This is a genomic window from Streptomyces nigra (assembly GCF_003074055.1).
Classification (GTDB): Bacteria; Actinomycetota; Actinomycetes; order Streptomycetales; family Streptomycetaceae; genus Streptomyces; species Streptomyces nigra.
In genome coordinates this window covers 345148-360845 of record NZ_CP029043.1, presented here as the reverse complement: position 1 = coordinate 360845, position 15698 = coordinate 345148, and the positions used below count along the sequence as shown (strand labels likewise).

Sequence of the window (15698 nt, the reverse complement as noted above, 5' to 3'; positions counted from 1 at the left end):
GAGGTGGTTGGCGTAAGGGCGCCCGCCCTCCGCCTGCGACTAAGGACTCGTAGCAAAAAGAGGTCTTCAGGCGACGCCGACAGATGATGCTGCAGCCGAGGCTGAGGAAGGCTTCGTGGAGGTCGTCGCGGACCTCCCAGCGGATGCGCAGGCGTCGGAACCAGTGCAGGAGCGCAAAGGCGGCTTCGACGACCCAGCGGTGCACGCCCAGGTCGGAGCCGGTGCCCGGTCCCACGGCAGGCGATGACCGGGCGGATGCCCACCTCACGCACGGCGCGGCGGTAGACGTCGTAGTCGTAGCCGCGGTCGGCGTACAGCACGCCGGGGCCGCCGGCGGGGTCGCCCGCGCTTGCCCTGGACCGGGGACACGGCGTGGACCAGGGGCATCAGCTGGGTGACGTCGTGGCGGTTGCCGCCGGTCAGAATGGCGGCGAGCGGGATGCCGTGCGCCTCCACGATTACGTGGTGCTTGCTGCCCGTCCTGCCCCGGTCCACCGGGGACGGCCCCGTCTTGGCTCCGCCTTCATCGCCCGCAGATGCGAGCCGTCCACCGCGGCCCGGGAGAAGTCCAGCAGATCGGCCGCACGTAACTCGGCCAGGAGCAGCTCGTGCAGCGCCTGCCACACTCCGGCCTCCTGCCAGTCCCGCAGCCTGCGCCAGCACGTACTGCCCGATCCGTAGCCCAGCTCCTGCGGCAGGAACTCCCATGGGATTCCTGTGTACAGCACGAACAGGATCCCGCTGAGCACTCGCCGGTCATCCAGCCGCCTGCGCCGCGGATGCCGCTGCCGGCGTTCGACCACCGGCAACAGCGGAGCGATCCGCTCCCACAGCCCGTCCTCGACCTCCCACGGCCTGCGCTGCCCCACACCCCACCCCGATCCACCAGATGCAAGCACAACACCGACTGACAGGCTGTCATTCCAAGGCGCAGTCGGGAGTGTCTGATTCCTCATACACCCTCCCTGCTGGCGCAATTGATCAGGCGCTGTGCGGTTTGGGGTAATGGGGGCGAAGGTTGGCGGCAAGGATACGGTCGAGCATCTTGTCGGAGAGGATCCGTGACAGGCGGGTGAGTACGGCCGCGTCGCGCCCGATGGTGTACCGGGTGCGCGGGCGCCGGGCGGTCGCGGCCTTGGCGATGACCAGGGCAGCGGCCTCGGCGGACAGTCCGGAGTCGGTGAACGATGTCGCCTGGTTGATGATCGCCTGCAGCAGCTCGCCGTAGCGGCTGCGCTGGGTCGGCGACAACGTGGCAATGGTGTCGTTCGCCCGCTCGATGCCGTGGCCGGTCATCTCAGTCTTTACCCCGCCGGGCTCGACGACCACGACCTGCACGCCGTGAGGTGCGAGCTCCCGCCGCAGGGAGTCGCTCATCGCTTCCATGGCGAACTTCGCAGCGGCGTAGGCGCCGTAGGTCGGCATCGCGATCCGGCCTCCGATGGAGCTGATGTTCACCACCCGGCCGCCGCTGGCGTGCAGTGCGGGCAGGACGGCTTTGGTCACCGCGATGTGCCCGAAGAAGTTCACGTCGAATTGCTGTTGCCACTCCTCCATCGACAGCACCTCGACCGGCGCGTTGATGGCGATGCCGGCGTTGTTGATCACTGCGCGAAGCGGTCGCCCTGCCGGGTCGTCGGCGATACGTTTGGAAACTGAGGCGATCTGTTCGGGATTGGTGATGTCCAGGAACACCGGCTCCAGTCCCGCGCTCCGCAGCGTGTCGGCGTCGGATGGGCGCCGGACGCCTGCCAGAACATGAAAGCCGCGGCGGGCAAGCTCGCGGGCGGTCGCGGCACCCATGCCGGTCGACGCGCCAGTAATCAGGACCATCCCGGAGTGCTCATGTGACGTTGTCATATGAATGACGATAGCGGCTCATGTGACATTGTCAAACGAGTCGTGTGACAGCGTCACGTAACATTGGGGGCATGGTCAGCCGATTGGAAAGTGCCGCAGCCACCCGGCGAGCGCTGGTCGAAGCTGCCGCCGATCTGCTGGACGAGGGCGGGCCCGGCGCGGTGACCCTGCGCGCCGTGGGGACCAGGGCAGACGTGTCTCGCGGTGCGCCGTACGGACATTTTCCGGACAAGGAGCACCTGCTCGCCGCGGTCGCAGCCAGGAGCTGGGGTCAGGTTGGCGAAGGTCTCGATGCACTCATTGCGGCGGAACATCTGCCGCCGACCGAGCGCCTGGCACGCGCACTGGCCCTCCTGATGGACGTCGGTCGGCGGCACCCACACGCCTATGCGTTGATGTTTGACGCGCCATCGACTGCATCCAGCGAAGCGATCGCTGCCGTGTCACGCACGCACGACCAGTTCCTTTCGATCGTCGCGGGCGCCCTGGCGGATCCAGAGCGCGCCCGGCCGGTCGGTGCGATGTTGCTGACCAGCGTGCACGGCATCATCAGCTTCGAGAACGGCGGTCTCCTGGAAACCCAGAAGTGGCATGTTACCGGCGATCAGCTTGTCGAAATGGTCATACGAACCGCAATCGCGCCTCAATGAGCGGTGTGCAAGCTGAAGTTGCTGGTCACAGGTCTGGTGTGAATGGCGAGTTGGGTACTCGTGCGGGTCAGCGGCCGATGACCATGGCGTGGATCATCGGGCAGATCCCGCTCCAGCGGGATGCCCGGTTCGGCTGTGCCCACGACCGGCCCCGCCTACGATCCGTCAGCAGGTCGGCACGGCGTGAGAACGACCGGGTTCCCGTGGCAGGAACCTCCATGGGATTCCTGTGTACAGCACGAACAGGATCCCGCTGAGCACTCGCCGGTCATCCAGCCGCCTGCGCCGCGGATGCCGCTGCCGGCGTTCGACCACCGGCAACAGCGGAGCGATCCGCTCCCACAGCCCGTCCTCGACCTCCCACGGCCTGCGCTGCCCCACACCCCACCCCGATCCACCAGATGCAAGCACAACACCGACTGACAGGCTGTCATTCCAAGGCGCAGTCGGTCATTTTGCTAGGAGCACTAACTGACGTGCACCGCTCACGCCAGGGCCATTACGGTGCACGACCATGGGCACGGACATCTACGGCGGGGTCGAGTTTCGTCATCCTCACGCAGGCACGGAGTACTACGAGGGCGAGCCATGGGTGACCGCGATGGACTTGTGGCCGCTGTACGACGAGACCGACTACACGTCCTTCGGCCTGCTCTTCGGAGTGCGCAACTACGCGGGCTTCGCGCCTGTCGCGCCCGGTCGTGGTCTCCCTGTCGATGTGTCGAGCACCATGCATTCGAGCCTGGCCTCCTGGGTTGCGCGGGGCGACATGGACGGCGCGAGCTGGGTCAGCTGGAGAGAACTCGCCTCCATCGATCCCGCGACCCGGCCCGGCCATTTCGTCGGCCGCGTGACCTGGCAAGAGACGTCACGTTCGTGGATGCAGCATCGTCAACTCGTCTCCGATGAGTGGCCGTCGGAGGTCCTCGCCGTGGTCGGCACGCCACCCGTGGAGACGGGCGGCGGCTCACAACGTGTCGAGTGGACCAACGGCGATGTGGTCTGCGCCTACGAACCGCTGACCGCGGGCACCGTGCTGGGTCCGGACAGCGACTGGCCACACGTCTTCGCCGTGATGAAGGCGTTGGCCGGACGCTTCGGCGACGACGGCGTCCGCCTGGTCGTGGCCTTCGACTGACGGGTCCGGCCGGCACGGGGCGATGTCCGTCCCGTGTGGTGTGCAGATCGGGACGGCTGGTGAGGAACGCACCCGCTGCGGACCGGAAGGCGGCGGGGTCTGCTGCAAGGGACCAGGTCGTCGTGCGCCTCGTGCCGGTGCCGTCAGGCGGGGAGGACGTTGTGCTGGAAGCGGAAGAGGTTGGCGGGGTCGTAGTGACGCTTCACCTCGGACAGTCTCCGGTAGCGCTCCGGCCCGAATGCCGCCCGCACACCCTCCTCGTCCCTGGCCTCGTCCGCTGAGAGGAAGTTCACCATGCTCCTGTCCGCGGCCCATGGCGCCAGTCCGTCCACGACCTCCGCCAGGTGCTCCCGCAGTTCGTCCGTCCGCTCAGCTCCTCCGACCGCGAATCCGACGACCACGAACGGGATCCCTCGTACGGACACCGCGTTGGCGACGCGCGGCTCCCGGTCCAGGGCACCGCCGAGCGAGCGGATCTCGAAATGCGCCAGCCTGCTGTCCGATCCGGGGCCGATGAGATCTACCAAGACCTCCGCCGCCTTCCGGGGGAACTCCCGCAGGGCCACGCTCCGTTCGACGTACGGCATCGGGTCCACCGGATCACTGTGGATCTCCCCGAGCGAGGTGATGGGCTTCTCGCCGACCGCGTCCAGCAGGACGGGAGCCGAGGCGCGCAGCGGGGCGATGAGTCTCTCAGCGTCCTCCTGCGAACCCAGGTAGCCGATCCGCACGTGCACGACGAAAGCTCCCCGCAGGGGCGGCGGCAACGCCGGCAGGTCCGGGAGCCGCTGGACGGCCAGCGACGACGTCATCTCCTCCGGCGCCTTGGGCACCCACGACCGCCAGGTCTCCAGCACCGGCGCCAGATCCTCGCCGGAGAAGTAGAGGCCGCCGCCGTAGAAGCGGGTCACCCGGAACACATCGAACTCGATCTCCGTCACCACGCCGAAGTTGCCCTTGCCGCCGAGCAGGGCCCAGAACAGGTCCGGTTCGTTGTCCGGCGTCACCGTGCGCAGTTCCCCGTCCGCTGTCACCACGTTCATACGGCGCACATGGTCGGCCGCGTATCCGTGGGACCGGCCGAGCAGTGGGCTGTGCCCACCGCCCAGGGTGTAGCCGACGACCCCGACCTCGGGAGCGGAACCCGCGATCGGGGTGAGACCCGCACGCGCGGTGTGCGGCAGCACCTCGCTCCAACGCAGCCCGGCCTCGGCCCGGACGGCGCGCGCCTCGGGGTCGACCGACATGCGCTTCATCCGCTCCGTCGTGATGAGCAGGGCGCCTGCCGCCGCCCCGGCGAACTGGTGCCCCGCGGACTTCACCGCGATCGGCATGCCCTGTCCGGCGGCGAACCGCACCGCCTTGCGGACGTCGGCCTCGCAGGCCGCGGCCACCACAATGGCGGGCTGGTACGCATGGTTCAGATTGAAGGTGGCGCATTCGGCCGCATAGCCGTCCATGCCGGGGAGCAGCACGGGGCCGACGACGTCCCGCAGGTCCTCAGGGACAGCGCCCACAGTGCGGAGCTCCTCGCCCGTCTGCGTCGACGCCACGAACGTGCGTACCGCGCTCGCGAACGCCTCGGGTTCCTCCACGTGGCCCAGATGCCCGCTGTCCTCCAGGACGACCAGTCGGGACCCGGGTATCAGGGCGTGCAGTTCCCGTGCCCACCGTGGGCCGCAGATGATGTCGTGCCGGCCGACCACGACCAGGGTCGGCACCGTCAACTCCGGGAGGTGCGCCCGGTCGTCGACGAGGTCGGGTTCTCCGTTCTCGTCCAGGGAGGACACATACGTGCATGTGAGCGTCTCGCGGAAGTGGCGGAACTCGTCCTCGCGGTCCCAGTAGCGTGCGAAGTAGAGCGGCACGAGGCCGCGAAGGGCCGCTGTGATCGTCTCGTCGTCCGTGCAGGCGCCGACATTCTGGAGGGCGGCGAGCGCCGCGGGAAGTTCGGCCTGTCCCTGGTGGCGCTGGACGAACTCGCCCACCCGGGCCGCGGCTTCGGCGCCGTGCTCGGGGCCCGTCACCGGAGCGCTGTCGTACAGGACCAGACCGTGGAGCCGGTCCGGGTGGTGCAGGGCGAAGTGCTGTGAGACGAAGCCGCCGTGCGAGTGGCCGAGCAGGAAGACCTGGGGGAGGGCCAGCCGGTCGAGCAGGCCCAGCAGGCTTCGGGTGTAGCGCTCGCGGGTGTAGCCGTGCGGGTGTGACGCGAGATGCTGCGAGCCGCCGGTGCCCAGCGGTTCCACGTACACCATGGTGAGCGACGCCTCGAGGTCCGGGGCCCGCAGGGAGTCCCAGGCGACACCCGGTCCGCCGGGCACGGCCAGGCAGATCGGGCCCGAGCCGTGGACGTGGTAGCGCTGGGTCAGGCCGTCCACGACCACTTCGTGAGGGCCGGGTGCCAGCAGGCCGGCCGTCGTCTCTGTACGCACAGAAATCTCCAGGGGCTAGGGGTTCGCCCTGGCGCGCCCACTATGTACGGCGGGCGCCGGTGGGGCGGCCGGCTCATTGTGTGTCGCTGAGCGAGGGCACGTCCACGTGATAGATGTCACTGGTAATCTATTCTGGGTGTGCGAGTGCATGTATGGGTGTGGCGGGCCGGCAGGGCGGCGGGGCTCAGGGCTCCTGGGTCAGTCGCTTTCCGTCAGTGCCGCGCGGGCGGCGTCGAGGATCTCGTCGGAGATGGGTGTGCCCTTGGTGGCCCGGGCGAGGGTGAGGGCGCCGACCAGGGTGGACAGCCGGGTGAGGCCGTTCTGATCCTCGGTCGCGAGCGCCTCGGCGAAGTCGCGCGCGCCCTGCGCGTACACGCGATGCGCCTCCGAGTCGCCGGTGGCGCGCGCCCGATCGGGGGCGAACCCGGCGAGCGGGCAGCCGTCCGCCGCGTTGTCCCGGTGCTCGGCGGAGAGGTAGACGTCTATCAACTCCTCCTGGGTGAGGCCTTCTTGAGTGGCGGTGTCTCCGGAGTCGGAGTCGGGGGCAGAGTCGGAGCCGGACGCGGGCAAGTACTGCCGCGTGAACTCCTCGAAGGCGTGGGCCGTCGCCTCGTCGACGAGGGCCTCTTTGGAGGCGAACTGCTTGTAGAAGCCGCCGTGGGTGAGGCCGACGGCCTTCATCAGGTCGGCGACGCTGACCTGCGTGCCCTGTTCGCGGAACAGCCGGGAGGCGGTCTCCACGACCCGCTGTCGGTTCTCCTGTGCCTGAGCCTTCGAGGCGCGGCCCATCGGGTACCTCCCGGTAGATGTCGGTTGCCATCCATCGTATCCACCGATTAGATGTTGTATAGAATCTAATATCGCCTGTGCTGGATGGACCGATTCGGAGAGACCCCATGACGACGGAACCCGTGAGGAAACTGACGTACGACACACTGCTGGCGCGCCGTGAGGGGGTGGTCCGTGACCTTCCGGAGAGCGGCGACGAGGGCTCTGATCTGCGCTGGGTGATGAACTCGGCGACTTTGATCCAGGGTGAACGCGATGCCGTGCTCGTCGACACGTTCACGACGATCGAGCAGAACGAGCAGCTGATCGAGTGGATCAGGGGCCATGAACGGAACCTCACGCACATCTACGTCACGCACGGCCACGGCGACCATCTGTTCGGCATCGGGCAGCTGGCCGCGGCGTTCCCCGGAGTGCGGGCCGTCGCGACGGCCGGGACCGTCGCCGGCGCGCGTCTCCAGACCGCGGACGACTACATCGAGGGGTTCTGGGGCCGGCTCTTCCCCGGGCGGATCCCGGACGCGGTCGTCCCGGACGAGCTGGAGGGCGACCGCATCCTCCTGGAAGGGCACGAGCTGAGGGTGATCGAGACCGGTCACACCGACACGGCCGGCAGCACCGTGCTGTGGGCTCCCGACGCCGGGCTCGTCGTCGCCGGCGATGTCGTCTACAACAACACCCACATGTACCTCGCCGAGACCGACGCCGCCTCGCGCGCCGAGTGGGCGGCCGCGCTGCGCAGGGTCCAGGGCCTCGGTGCGGACCACGTCGTCGCCGGTCACAAGCACCCCGACCACGACGACGACCCGGTCGTCGTCCAGCAGTCGATCGACTACCTCGCCGACATCGAGAAGACCCTGGCGAGCACGGCCGACGCGGTCGAGTTCTACCGCACGATGCTGGCCCGCCACCCGCATCGCGCCAACCCCGGCTCGCTCTGGGGCGCGGCGAAGACGCTCAAGCCGTCGAAGTGACACCCGGGCCCCGCCGCCCGGGCCCCCTCAAATTAGGCTGATCCCGAGCTCCCGTACGGGAGTTCACCGGCACTTCTCGGGCGGCCTCGGAGGTTTCATGCCCCTGCAGTTGGCTGCGATCACGCTCGACTGCCCCGACCCACTGGCGCTGGCCGCCTTCTACCAGCGGGCCACCGGGCTGGAGTTGCACCCGAGATCCGACGCCGACTTCGCGGGTCTCGAAGGGGAGCACGGGCTCGTCATCGGCTTCCAGCGGGTGGACGACTATCAGGCGCCGAGCTGGCCGGGCCAGGATCAGCCGCAGCAACTGCACCTGTGCTTCCGCATCGGTGACGAGGACCTGGGCGAAGTCGAGGCGCGGCTGCGGGAGTTCGGGGCGGGCCGGCCCGATCATCAGTCGCACGGGGACAGGGCCCGGGTCCTCACCGATCCTGTCGGGCACCCCTTCTGTATCAGCGTCGGCTGATCGGGCGGGGCGGGGGCAGCCGGCGGAGAACACTCACCAGGGCACAGGTGTCCCGTCCCAGGAGAAGAAGCCGCCCGTCGGGCCGTCGGCCGGGAGCAGGGCCAGGTGCACGGCGCCCCGGGCGGCCTCGGCCGGGTCGCCGCCCGTCGCTGCCCTGGGGTTGAGATCGGTGGCCCGCAGGCCGGGGGCGAGCGCGTTGACCTTGAAGCCGTCCTCGGCCAGCGTCTGCGCGTAGAAGACGGTGAGGGCGTTCAGCGCCGCCTTCGAGGAGCGGTACGCGGCACCGGCCCCGTTGCCCGGCGTGAACTGCGGGTTGGGGTGCGTGCTCCACGTCAGGGACCCCGTCCCGCTGGAGACGTTGACGATCCGGGGGCGCGGGGAGCGGCGCAGGGCGGGCAGGAAGGCGTTGGTCACCGTCACCACGCCGTAGACGTTGGTCTCGTAGGTGCGCCGGAACTCCTCGGCGCCGGTGTCGGTGGGCGGGGCGAGCGACGGTGAGATGCCGGCGTTGTTGACGAGGACGTCCAGGCGGTCGATCCGGGACGCGGCACCTTCGACGGTGCCCGGGTCCGTCACGTCCAGGACGACAGGTCGGGCGGCGGCACCGATCTCCTCGACGGCCCGCCGTCCGCGTTCCGGGTCGCGGGAGCCGACGTACACGGTGAAGCCCTCGGCCGCGAGGAGCCGGGCGATGTGCTTGCCGATGCCCTTGTTGGCACCGGTGACCAGAGCTGTGCGATCGTTCATGACACCACGCTGCCCTGGCGGTGGGTGCCCAGCCAGGGACAGGTTGTACCAGGCACGCCGTACCGGGCACCGCACAGGAGGTGGCATGGCGCGGCAGGAACTCGCCCGCTTCCTGCGGGACCGCCGGGCCGGACTGCTCCCGCACGAGGTGGGGCTCACGGCGACGGGCGGCGTCCGCCGTACGCCGGGTCTGCGGCGCGAGGAGATGGCCGAGCTCGCCCATATGTCCGTCGACTACTACACACGGCTGGAGCAGGCCCGGGGGCCACGGCCCTCGCCCCGGATCCTCGACGGGCTGGCCCGTGCGCTGCGTCTCACCCCGGCCGAGCGCAGCCATCTGTTCCGGCTGGCCGGGGCAGACGTACCGCCCGCCCGTACCGCCGTACGACGGGTGCGGCCGCACGTGGCCCGGATGCTGGACCGGCTGCCGCTCACCGCGGCCGTCGTCACCGACGCGGCGTACGGTGTCGTGGCCTGGAACCCGCTGGCCCGGGCGCTGCTCGGCGGCGACTTCGAACGCCGGCCGGCCAATCTGGCCCGGCGCCGCTTCCTGGGGGAGGGCGCGGCGTACACGGACTCCGGTGCCGAGGAGTTCGGGCACATCGTCGTGGCGCGGCTGCGCCGGGCCGCCGACCGCTACCCGGACGACCCGGAGCTGACGGCCCTGCTCGCCGAACTGCACGCCGGGAGCGAGGAGTTCCGGCGGATCTGGCGGACGCGTCCCGTGCACGCGCCCGGCCATCGCACGAAGACGTTCGAACACCCCGAGGCCGGTCCGCTCCGGCTGAACTGCGACGTGCTGCTCGTGCCCGAGGACGACCAGGAGGTCGTTCTCATCACCGGCGATCCCGGGTCGCCCACCACGCGCGCCCTGCGCGAACTGGCGGGGCAGTGATCTGAGCGCGGCCGGCGGGGTGGCTCTCACTCGATGATGTGCAGCCGGGCCGCCGGGCGGCAGTGGCTGCAACCCTCCAGGCCGGTCGCGAGCAGCCGGCGCGCCTCGTCCCGGCTCACCGCCCGGCGCCGCTCGCCCGCCATATGGCAGTCGCCGGCATGGACCTGGACGGGGGAGCGGTCGGCACCGATGCCGAGCTCGACGATCCACTCCGGGGGCCGGGGGCGGCGCCGCCGGCCGTTCTCCTCCTCGGCCTGGCGCCGCTGCAGCGCCGCGATCTTGGCGTCGATGCGCTGGACCCACAGGGCGTGCCAGACGCGCAGCGTGCGCAGTCGGTCCAGGTCGGGCGGCAGGTCATCGAACACATTTTTGATTCTAAGCTCAAGATCCACCCGGCGCGCCCTCGCGTGTTCGATTATTTGTTCGATACCGTGAAGGGGTGAGTGCGGGAGGTGGGACATGACGACGGACGGACCGGCGCGCAGGATCTCGACGGTGATGCACGTACGGTGCCCGGACCGGCTGGGGGAGGAGACATACCGGCGGGTACTGGAGGAACTGTCCGAGCTGTCACCCGTCGTACAGGCCCTGCCGCCCTCCGCGGCCCTGGTCGAGCTGAAGGGCGCCCTGCGCTACCACGGCCCGGACACCCGGCGCCTCGGCGAGGTCCTGCGGGTACGCACCCTCTCCCGGCTGGGCGTGGACGTGCGGGTCGGCATCGGACCGTCGATCACCGTCGCGGCCACCGCCTCCGCGCAGGTCCCCGCACCCGGCGGAGTCCTGGCCGTCGGCCCCGACGAGGTCACCGACTGGCTCGGCCCACTGCCGGTCGACGCCCTGCACGGCATCGGCCCCCGGCAGGCGGAGGCGCTGCGCGCGTACGGCATCCACAATGTCGGCCTGCTCGCCTCCGTGCCGCCTGCCACGGTGCAGCGCCTGCTGGGCGGCCGGGCGGGCCGTACGGCGACCGACAGGGCGCGCGGCGTCGACCCGCGCCCCGTCGTCCCCCGCGCCCTGCCCCCGACGGCGTCCGTCCGGCACACCTTCTCCCGGCACACCCTGGACGGCGCCACCGTCCGCGCCGCCCTCCTCGACCTGGTCGTCCAGCTCGGTCTGCTGCTGCGCCGCAGGGACCAGGCCGCCCGCGCGCTCACCCTGAAACTGTCGTTCGCCGGAGGCGGCGGCTGGGAGCGGACCCGCCGCCTCCCGGAGGCGTCCGCGCACGACGACGATCTGCGGGCGATGGCCTACCAGCTGATGGACGCCGCCGGCCTTCAGCGCGGCCGGCTCACCGGACTCACCCTCAAGGGTACGGATCTCGTCGGCGCCGACCAGGTCGCCCAGCAGATCAGCCTGGACGAGGCGCGCGAGGCACGGCTGGTCGCCGAGGACGCCGTCGACCGCGTCCGTGACAAGTTCGGCCCGGGCGTCATAGGCCCGGCCGCGGTCTTCCGCCGCGCTTCCTGACCCGAAGCGAGCGAGGCCCCTCGGTCACGAGGCGGGCAGGTCGGCCCGAATGCTTCAGCGGTGGCTCAGCACATTGATCACCCGGCCGTTCGGGTCGCGGACGAAGAAGCGCCGTACGCCCCACTCCTCGTCCTGCAGCGGGTGGACGATCTCCGCGCCGCTCTCGCGCATCGCGGCGTAGGCCGCGTCCACGTCGTCGACCTCGATGCTCGCGTCGGGCGTGACCGGGGCCGTCTTGTCGCTCGTCATGACGCTGATCTGGGCCGCCGGAGTGGACGGGGAGGCCAGCGTCATGATCCAGCCGTGGTTCATGACCTCCTCGAGGCCCAAGAGGCCGTAGAAGTCCCGGCTCTCCTCCAGGGCCTCCGACCGGATGATGGGCATGACACGGCGGACGGACGGCGAGGACATGGGCGCCTCCTGAGGGTCGGCGGCGAAAACTCCGGACCGTCCAGGGGTACTACAGACCGTCTCGCCGCCGCACACCTTTCCCGCTCGCCCGGGTGTGCCGTGTCCGCCGCCCGCCCTACGGGCGGACGACGCGACTTTACGGACAACACACCTAGGGGCTTTCGTTTGGATCATCCCGGCGTCGCGGGGGCCGGCACGCGCATCTGCGGCGTTGTCGTCGGTTGCCGGCTCCCCCACGCTCGGCTTCGCTCGCGCGGGAGGGGCCCCCATCGCGTCGCCGCCCTCCTCCGCCTTGCAGCCGCACGCACCAGCCCCCGCTCGGGCACGTCACCACGTCCCGTTGGCCGCAGCCGGGCTGATCCAAACGAAAGGCCCTAACCGAGCGTCAGCGCATAGATCTGCACCCGCGTATCGTTCGGCAGTCCCACGGAACGCACCGTCTTCGAGTCGTCCAGCTTCCCCGACGTCCCGAACAGGCGGACCGGCGGGCCGTCGACGCCTTGGCCGTGCTTGATGCGGTGGGCCATCTCCAGGACGACGGTGCTGCCCTGCGGGGTCGACCCGGCCCAGTCGCCGACGGTCACCGGTACCTCGGCGGTGCTTCCGTCGGTGTAGCGGACGGTCAGTGCCGTGGACACCGGGCCGTGGTGGGACGCGGCGACCAGGCGCAGGGTGCCGTAGGAGCCGGCCGGGAGCAGCATGGCCTGGCCGCGGTTCTCCACGAAGTTCGCGGCCGTCCCCGACGGGTCGGGCGCGTCGTAGGTGACGCCGTCCCAGACGACCGGACCCGCCTTCGGCAGCAGGGCGGCGTCGTAGCTCCAGCCCCCGCCGTCGAAGTCGCCCTCGTCGGGCGCGGCGACGGTCGCCGTACCGTCGTGGTTCGCCTCATCCGACAGGTCGACGGCGCAGACGTCCTCGACACCCGTGGCACACTTCGCGGCCGCGCGGACCTCGACGGTCGCCGTGCGCTCCACGGCCTTCACACCCTTCGCGGCCGCCGTGATCCGCACCGAGTACGTGCCCGGCGCGGTCCCGGCCGGCACGCCCACGTCCACCGTCGCCGTGCGCTGGACCGGCAGCCGGTGCGAGGCGAGGGAGAAGGCCGGGGACGTCTTCACGGTCCAGCCCTTCGGGGCCTTGGCGTCGACGTCCGCGCGCAGCGTGCCGGGCGACTGGCCCAGCACGTCGAGCTGAAGGCGGACGCTCTGGGCGCTGTCCGCCGTCGGGACGACGTCCGCGCTGGTGCGCAGCGAGGCGTCGAGGTGCCGGCGGGAGTCGGCCGCCGCACGGTTCACGGACGGCGGCTCGGCCCCCTTGCCGGTGCCCCACGCCGACGGCCTGTCGCCCATCTCGAAGGTGAGCCGCCCGCCCTCGGCGACCGCGTCCCAGTCCAGCCAGGTGGCGCGCAGGTCCTTCCCGTCGAACCGCGCCCGCTGCACATACCGCCGGGTGTCGCTCGCGCCGGGCGCCTTCACGGTCAGGGTGCCGCCCTGCCGCTTCCCGTAGGCGCCGATGCGGATCTCCGCCGACGGGAACTGCGGGGAGGACACGGCGAGGTAGTCGCCGCCGTTCGTCACCGGGTACAGGCCCAGCGAGGAGAAGACGTACCAGGCGGACATCGTGCCCAGGTCGTCGTTGCCGGTCATGCCGTCCGGACCGTCGGTGAAGAGGGTCATCGCGGCGCGCACCACGGTGGCCGTCTTCGCCGGCGCGCCCGCCCACAGATACATGTACGGGGCGTGCAGATCGGGCTCGTTGTTCGGGTTGTAGGTCGGCTTGCCGTAGTAGTCGTACGGCGCCGAGATCCAGTCCTCGCGGGCGGTCCTGGCCGGGTCCGCGAGCAGCTTGTCGTAGGCGAAGAAGGAGTCGAGCCGCTTCTCGGTGGCCTTCCTGCCGCCCATCAGGGACACCAGTCCGGCCGGGTCCTGGGGCACCAGCCACTGGTACTGGTGGGCGCCGCCCTCGTGGAACTGGTGGCCGGCCTCGACCGGGTCGTACGGGGTCAGCCAGGTGCCGTCCTTCGTGCGCGGCCGGAACTGCCCGATGTCCGAGTCCCACAGGTTGCGGTACCACTGGCCGCGCGCCGCGAACATCCGGGCGTCCGCGGTGTGTCCGAGGGCCTTGGCCATCAGGGCCAGTGACGCGTCGGCCGCCGCGTACTCCAGGGTCGCCGACGCGGGATGGACGCAGTCGTTGTCACCGCCCTTGTGCGCGCAGTCCTTGCCGAGCTCCAGCCCGCTGGGGACATAGCCGCGCTCCTGGTAGGCGGCCACGCCGGAGCGGCCGTTGTAGGGGGAATCGTCCGGCGGGGTGCTCGTGGCGTTCTTCCGCAGGAGTGCGTACGCCTCCTTCTCGTAGCCTTTCAGCAGGCCCTTGGACCAGGCCTCGACCAGGAACGGGGTGACCGGGTCGCCGGTCATGATGTTGGTCTCGCTGTTGGCCAGCGACCAGCGCGGCAGCCAGCCGCCGTCCCGCCCGATCGCCACGACCGACAGCGCCACGTCCCGGGCCACCTTCGGCTGCAGCACCTGCAGCAACTGGTTCTGCGGGCGGTGCGTGTCCCACAGCGACAGGTTCTGGTACGGCGTGAAGCCCGACGCCGTATGGGTCTTGCCGTCGAAGCCCGCGTACCGGCCGTCGACGTCACCGGCGAGGTTCGGGTGCAGCTGCGCGTGGTACAGCGCGCTGTAGAAGGCCCGTTGCCGCTCCTCGGGGCCGCCCGTGACCCGGACCGCCTCCAACTGCCGCTCCCACGTGGTGTGCAGGGCCTTCCGTGTGGCGTCGAAGTCGTACGAGTCGCCCGTCTCCGCCTTCAGGTTCTTACGGGCGCCCTCGAGGCCCGTGTACGACAGCCCCACCTTGACGACGACGTCCCGGTCGGTGGCCGCGTCGAAGGTCACCCAGGCACCGTTGCCGCCCTCACCGGCGGCGTCGCGCTCGCCGGGCGCCGGAGTACTGCCGCGCCAGGTGCCGTGCGACGCGAACGGCCGATCGAAGGTCGCCGTGAAGTAGACGGTGTGCCGGTCCTTGCCCGCGCAGAAGTTGCCCGCCTCGACCCGGCCCTCGACGGTGCGGTCACCGACGACGTGCACCTCCGAGTCGTACACCCGCTGGTTGGCCTTGCCCGTGTTGAACAGGACGTTGGCGCGGCCGGTCGACGGGAACGTGTACCGCTGCCAGCCCGTGCGCTCCGTGGCGGTCAGCTCGGCGTCGATGTCGTACGTCTTCAATCCGACGCGGTAGTAGCCGGGTTCGGCGTCCTCGTCGTCGTGCGAGTACGTCGAGCGGTAGGCGTCGGCGTCGACCCGGTCCACGGCCCCGGTCGTCGGCATCAGGGGCAGCTCGCCCATGACGGAGCAGCCGACGCCGGACAGATGCGTCTGGCTGAAGCCGTAGATCTTGTCCTGCTGGTAGTCGTAGCCGCCCTGGCCGCCGGTGTCCGGGCTGACCTGGACCATGCCGAACGGGGCGCTCGCGCCGGGGAAGGTGTTGCCGAAGTTCTGGGTGCCGATGAACGGGTTGACCAGCGAGGTGAGTTCGCCGGTGTCCGCGGCGCCCTGGGCGACGGCCGGCGCCGGGCTCAAGGCGGCGCCGGTGACGAGCAGCGCGGCGAGCACGGTCGACGCGCGCTCACGCAGTCGATGGTGCAGGGGTCTGTGCATGGAAGCGGTCTCCTGTTCCTCGGCCACGTCCTTCACGTCGAAGTCACCTTTCATTGCACGCGCTTGACAGGCGATCAGTGGCACCGGCTGGATCGGAGGGGACTAGATCACGTCTTTGACATCGTTGTCAATGGTTCTGACAGAGATGGTGTCGATCGGGATCGGGACGCGGGTCCCGCCCGTCAGGGGCCGACCGTGAGGCCGTCC

The 15698-nt window shown here is 70.4% G+C and carries 14 protein-coding genes and 1 pseudogene; 6 read left to right on the top strand and 9 right to left on the bottom strand.

What is annotated here, in order from left to right; genetic code table 11:
* Nucleotides 1-64: 64 nt before the first annotated feature.
* Nucleotides 65-869: pseudogene (locus DC008_RS01695) on the bottom strand (IS5 family transposase); the annotation flags it as partial.
* Nucleotides 870-981: 112 nt separating this feature from the next.
* The gene (locus DC008_RS01690; protein ID WP_108705364.1) at nt 982-1860 is read right to left on the bottom strand and encodes an SDR family oxidoreductase; all 879 of its coding nucleotides are present in this window, start codon (nt 1858-1860) and stop codon (nt 982-984) included.
* 71 nt (nt 1861-1931) lie between these two features.
* Between DC008_RS01690 and DC008_RS01685 the strand changes: the two genes are divergently transcribed.
* Entirely contained in the window at nt 1932-2510 is a 579-nt protein-coding gene (locus tag DC008_RS01685) for a TetR/AcrR family transcriptional regulator (RefSeq protein WP_108705363.1), read from the top strand.
* A 165-nt stretch (nt 2511-2675) separates the two neighbouring features.
* On the opposite strand, the gene DC008_RS01680 is transcribed toward DC008_RS01685, so the two are convergent.
* A complete protein-coding gene (locus DC008_RS01680) occupies nt 2676-2891 on the bottom strand; it encodes a transposase (protein ID WP_164492245.1) in 216 nt (71 codons plus the stop codon).
* Between the two features lie 133 nt (nt 2892-3024).
* Here DC008_RS01680 and DC008_RS01675 point away from each other — a divergent pair, with 133 nt between their 5' ends.
* On the top strand, nt 3025-3648 hold the full coding sequence (locus tag DC008_RS01675) for a hypothetical protein (protein ID WP_108705361.1): 624 nt from the start codon (nt 3025-3027) through the stop codon (nt 3646-3648).
* A gap of 143 nt (nt 3649-3791) precedes the next feature.
* Here the strand turns inward: DC008_RS01675 and DC008_RS35830 are convergent, their stop codons facing one another.
* Both DC008_RS35830 and DC008_RS01660 read right to left on the bottom strand, forming a co-directional pair.
* On the bottom strand, nt 3792-6080 hold the full coding sequence (locus DC008_RS35830) for an alpha/beta fold hydrolase (protein WP_235071536.1): 2289 nt from the start codon (nt 6078-6080) through the stop codon (nt 3792-3794).
* Nucleotides 6081-6278: 198 nt separating this feature from the next.
* On the bottom strand, nt 6279-6869 hold the full coding sequence (locus tag DC008_RS01660; protein WP_108705360.1) for a TetR/AcrR family transcriptional regulator: 591 nt from the start codon (nt 6867-6869) through the stop codon (nt 6279-6281).
* A 107-nt stretch (nt 6870-6976) separates the two neighbouring features.
* On the opposite strand from DC008_RS01660, the gene DC008_RS01655 reads away from it, so the two are divergent.
* On the top strand, nt 6977-7843 hold the full coding sequence (locus DC008_RS01655; protein ID WP_108705359.1) for an MBL fold metallo-hydrolase: 867 nt from the start codon (nt 6977-6979) through the stop codon (nt 7841-7843).
* A gap of 97 nt (nt 7844-7940) precedes the next feature.
* A complete protein-coding gene (locus DC008_RS01650) occupies nt 7941-8309 on the top strand; it encodes a VOC family protein (protein ID WP_108705358.1) in 369 nt (122 codons plus the stop codon).
* A gap of 33 nt (nt 8310-8342) precedes the next feature.
* On the opposite strand, the gene DC008_RS01645 is transcribed toward DC008_RS01650, so the two are convergent.
* Complete coding sequence (locus DC008_RS01645; RefSeq protein WP_108705357.1) at nt 8343-9056, bottom strand: SDR family oxidoreductase; 714 nt, start codon at nt 9054-9056, stop codon at nt 8343-8345.
* A gap of 85 nt (nt 9057-9141) precedes the next feature.
* Here DC008_RS01645 and DC008_RS01640 point away from each other — a divergent pair, with 85 nt between their 5' ends.
* The gene (locus DC008_RS01640) at nt 9142-9951 is read left to right on the top strand and encodes a helix-turn-helix transcriptional regulator (protein WP_108705356.1); all 810 of its coding nucleotides are present in this window, start codon (nt 9142-9144) and stop codon (nt 9949-9951) included.
* A gap of 26 nt (nt 9952-9977) precedes the next feature.
* Here DC008_RS01640 and DC008_RS01635 read toward each other — a convergent pair whose 3' ends face one another.
* Nucleotides 9978-10316 carry a DUF6233 domain-containing protein gene (locus tag DC008_RS01635; protein ID WP_108705355.1) on the bottom strand — a complete coding sequence of 113 codons (339 nt, stop codon included), beginning with the start codon at nt 10314-10316 and terminating at the stop codon, nt 9978-9980.
* Between the two features lie 94 nt (nt 10317-10410).
* On the opposite strand from DC008_RS01635, the gene DC008_RS01630 reads away from it, so the two are divergent.
* Entirely contained in the window at nt 10411-11418 is a 1008-nt protein-coding gene (locus tag DC008_RS01630) for a DNA polymerase Y family protein (RefSeq protein ID WP_108705354.1), read from the top strand.
* 54 nt (nt 11419-11472) lie between these two features.
* On the opposite strand, the gene DC008_RS01625 is transcribed toward DC008_RS01630, so the two are convergent.
* Entirely contained in the window at nt 11473-11829 is a 357-nt protein-coding gene (locus DC008_RS01625) for a VOC family protein (RefSeq protein ID WP_235071533.1), read from the bottom strand.
* A 374-nt stretch (nt 11830-12203) separates the two neighbouring features.
* On the bottom strand, nt 12204-15491 hold the full coding sequence (locus DC008_RS01620) for a GH92 family glycosyl hydrolase (RefSeq protein WP_108710513.1): 3288 nt from the start codon (nt 15489-15491) through the stop codon (nt 12204-12206).
* Between the last annotated feature and the right edge of the window lie 207 nt (nt 15492-15698).

Excerpts from the sequence above, each read along its gene's own strand:
- DC008_RS01630 (WP_108705354.1), top strand. The coding sequence starts at position 10,411 with ATGACGACGGACGGACCGGCGCGCAGGATCTCGACGGTGATGCACGTA.
- DC008_RS01645 (WP_108705357.1), bottom strand. The coding sequence starts at position 9,056 with ATGAACGATCGCACAGCTCTGGTCACCGGTGCCAACAAGGGCATCGGC.
- DC008_RS01625 (WP_235071533.1), bottom strand. The coding sequence starts at position 11,829 with ATGTCCTCGCCGTCCGTCCGCCGTGTCATGCCCATCATCCGGTCGGAG.
- DC008_RS01660 (WP_108705360.1), bottom strand. The coding sequence starts at position 6,869 with ATGGGCCGCGCCTCGAAGGCTCAGGCACAGGAGAACCGACAGCGGGTC.
- DC008_RS01685 (WP_108705363.1), top strand. The coding sequence starts at position 1,932 with ATGGTCAGCCGATTGGAAAGTGCCGCAGCCACCCGGCGAGCGCTGGTC.
- DC008_RS01620 (WP_108710513.1), bottom strand. The coding sequence starts at position 15,491 with ATGCACAGACCCCTGCACCATCGACTGCGTGAGCGCGCGTCGACCGTG.
- DC008_RS01640 (WP_108705356.1), top strand. The coding sequence starts at position 9,142 with ATGGCGCGGCAGGAACTCGCCCGCTTCCTGCGGGACCGCCGGGCCGGA.
- DC008_RS01675 (WP_108705361.1), top strand. The coding sequence starts at position 3,025 with ATGGGCACGGACATCTACGGCGGGGTCGAGTTTCGTCATCCTCACGCA.
- DC008_RS01690 (WP_108705364.1), bottom strand. The coding sequence starts at position 1,860 with ATGACAACGTCACATGAGCACTCCGGGATGGTCCTGATTACTGGCGCG.
- DC008_RS01655 (WP_108705359.1), top strand. The coding sequence starts at position 6,977 with ATGACGACGGAACCCGTGAGGAAACTGACGTACGACACACTGCTGGCG.
- DC008_RS01650 (WP_108705358.1), top strand. The coding sequence starts at position 7,941 with ATGCCCCTGCAGTTGGCTGCGATCACGCTCGACTGCCCCGACCCACTG.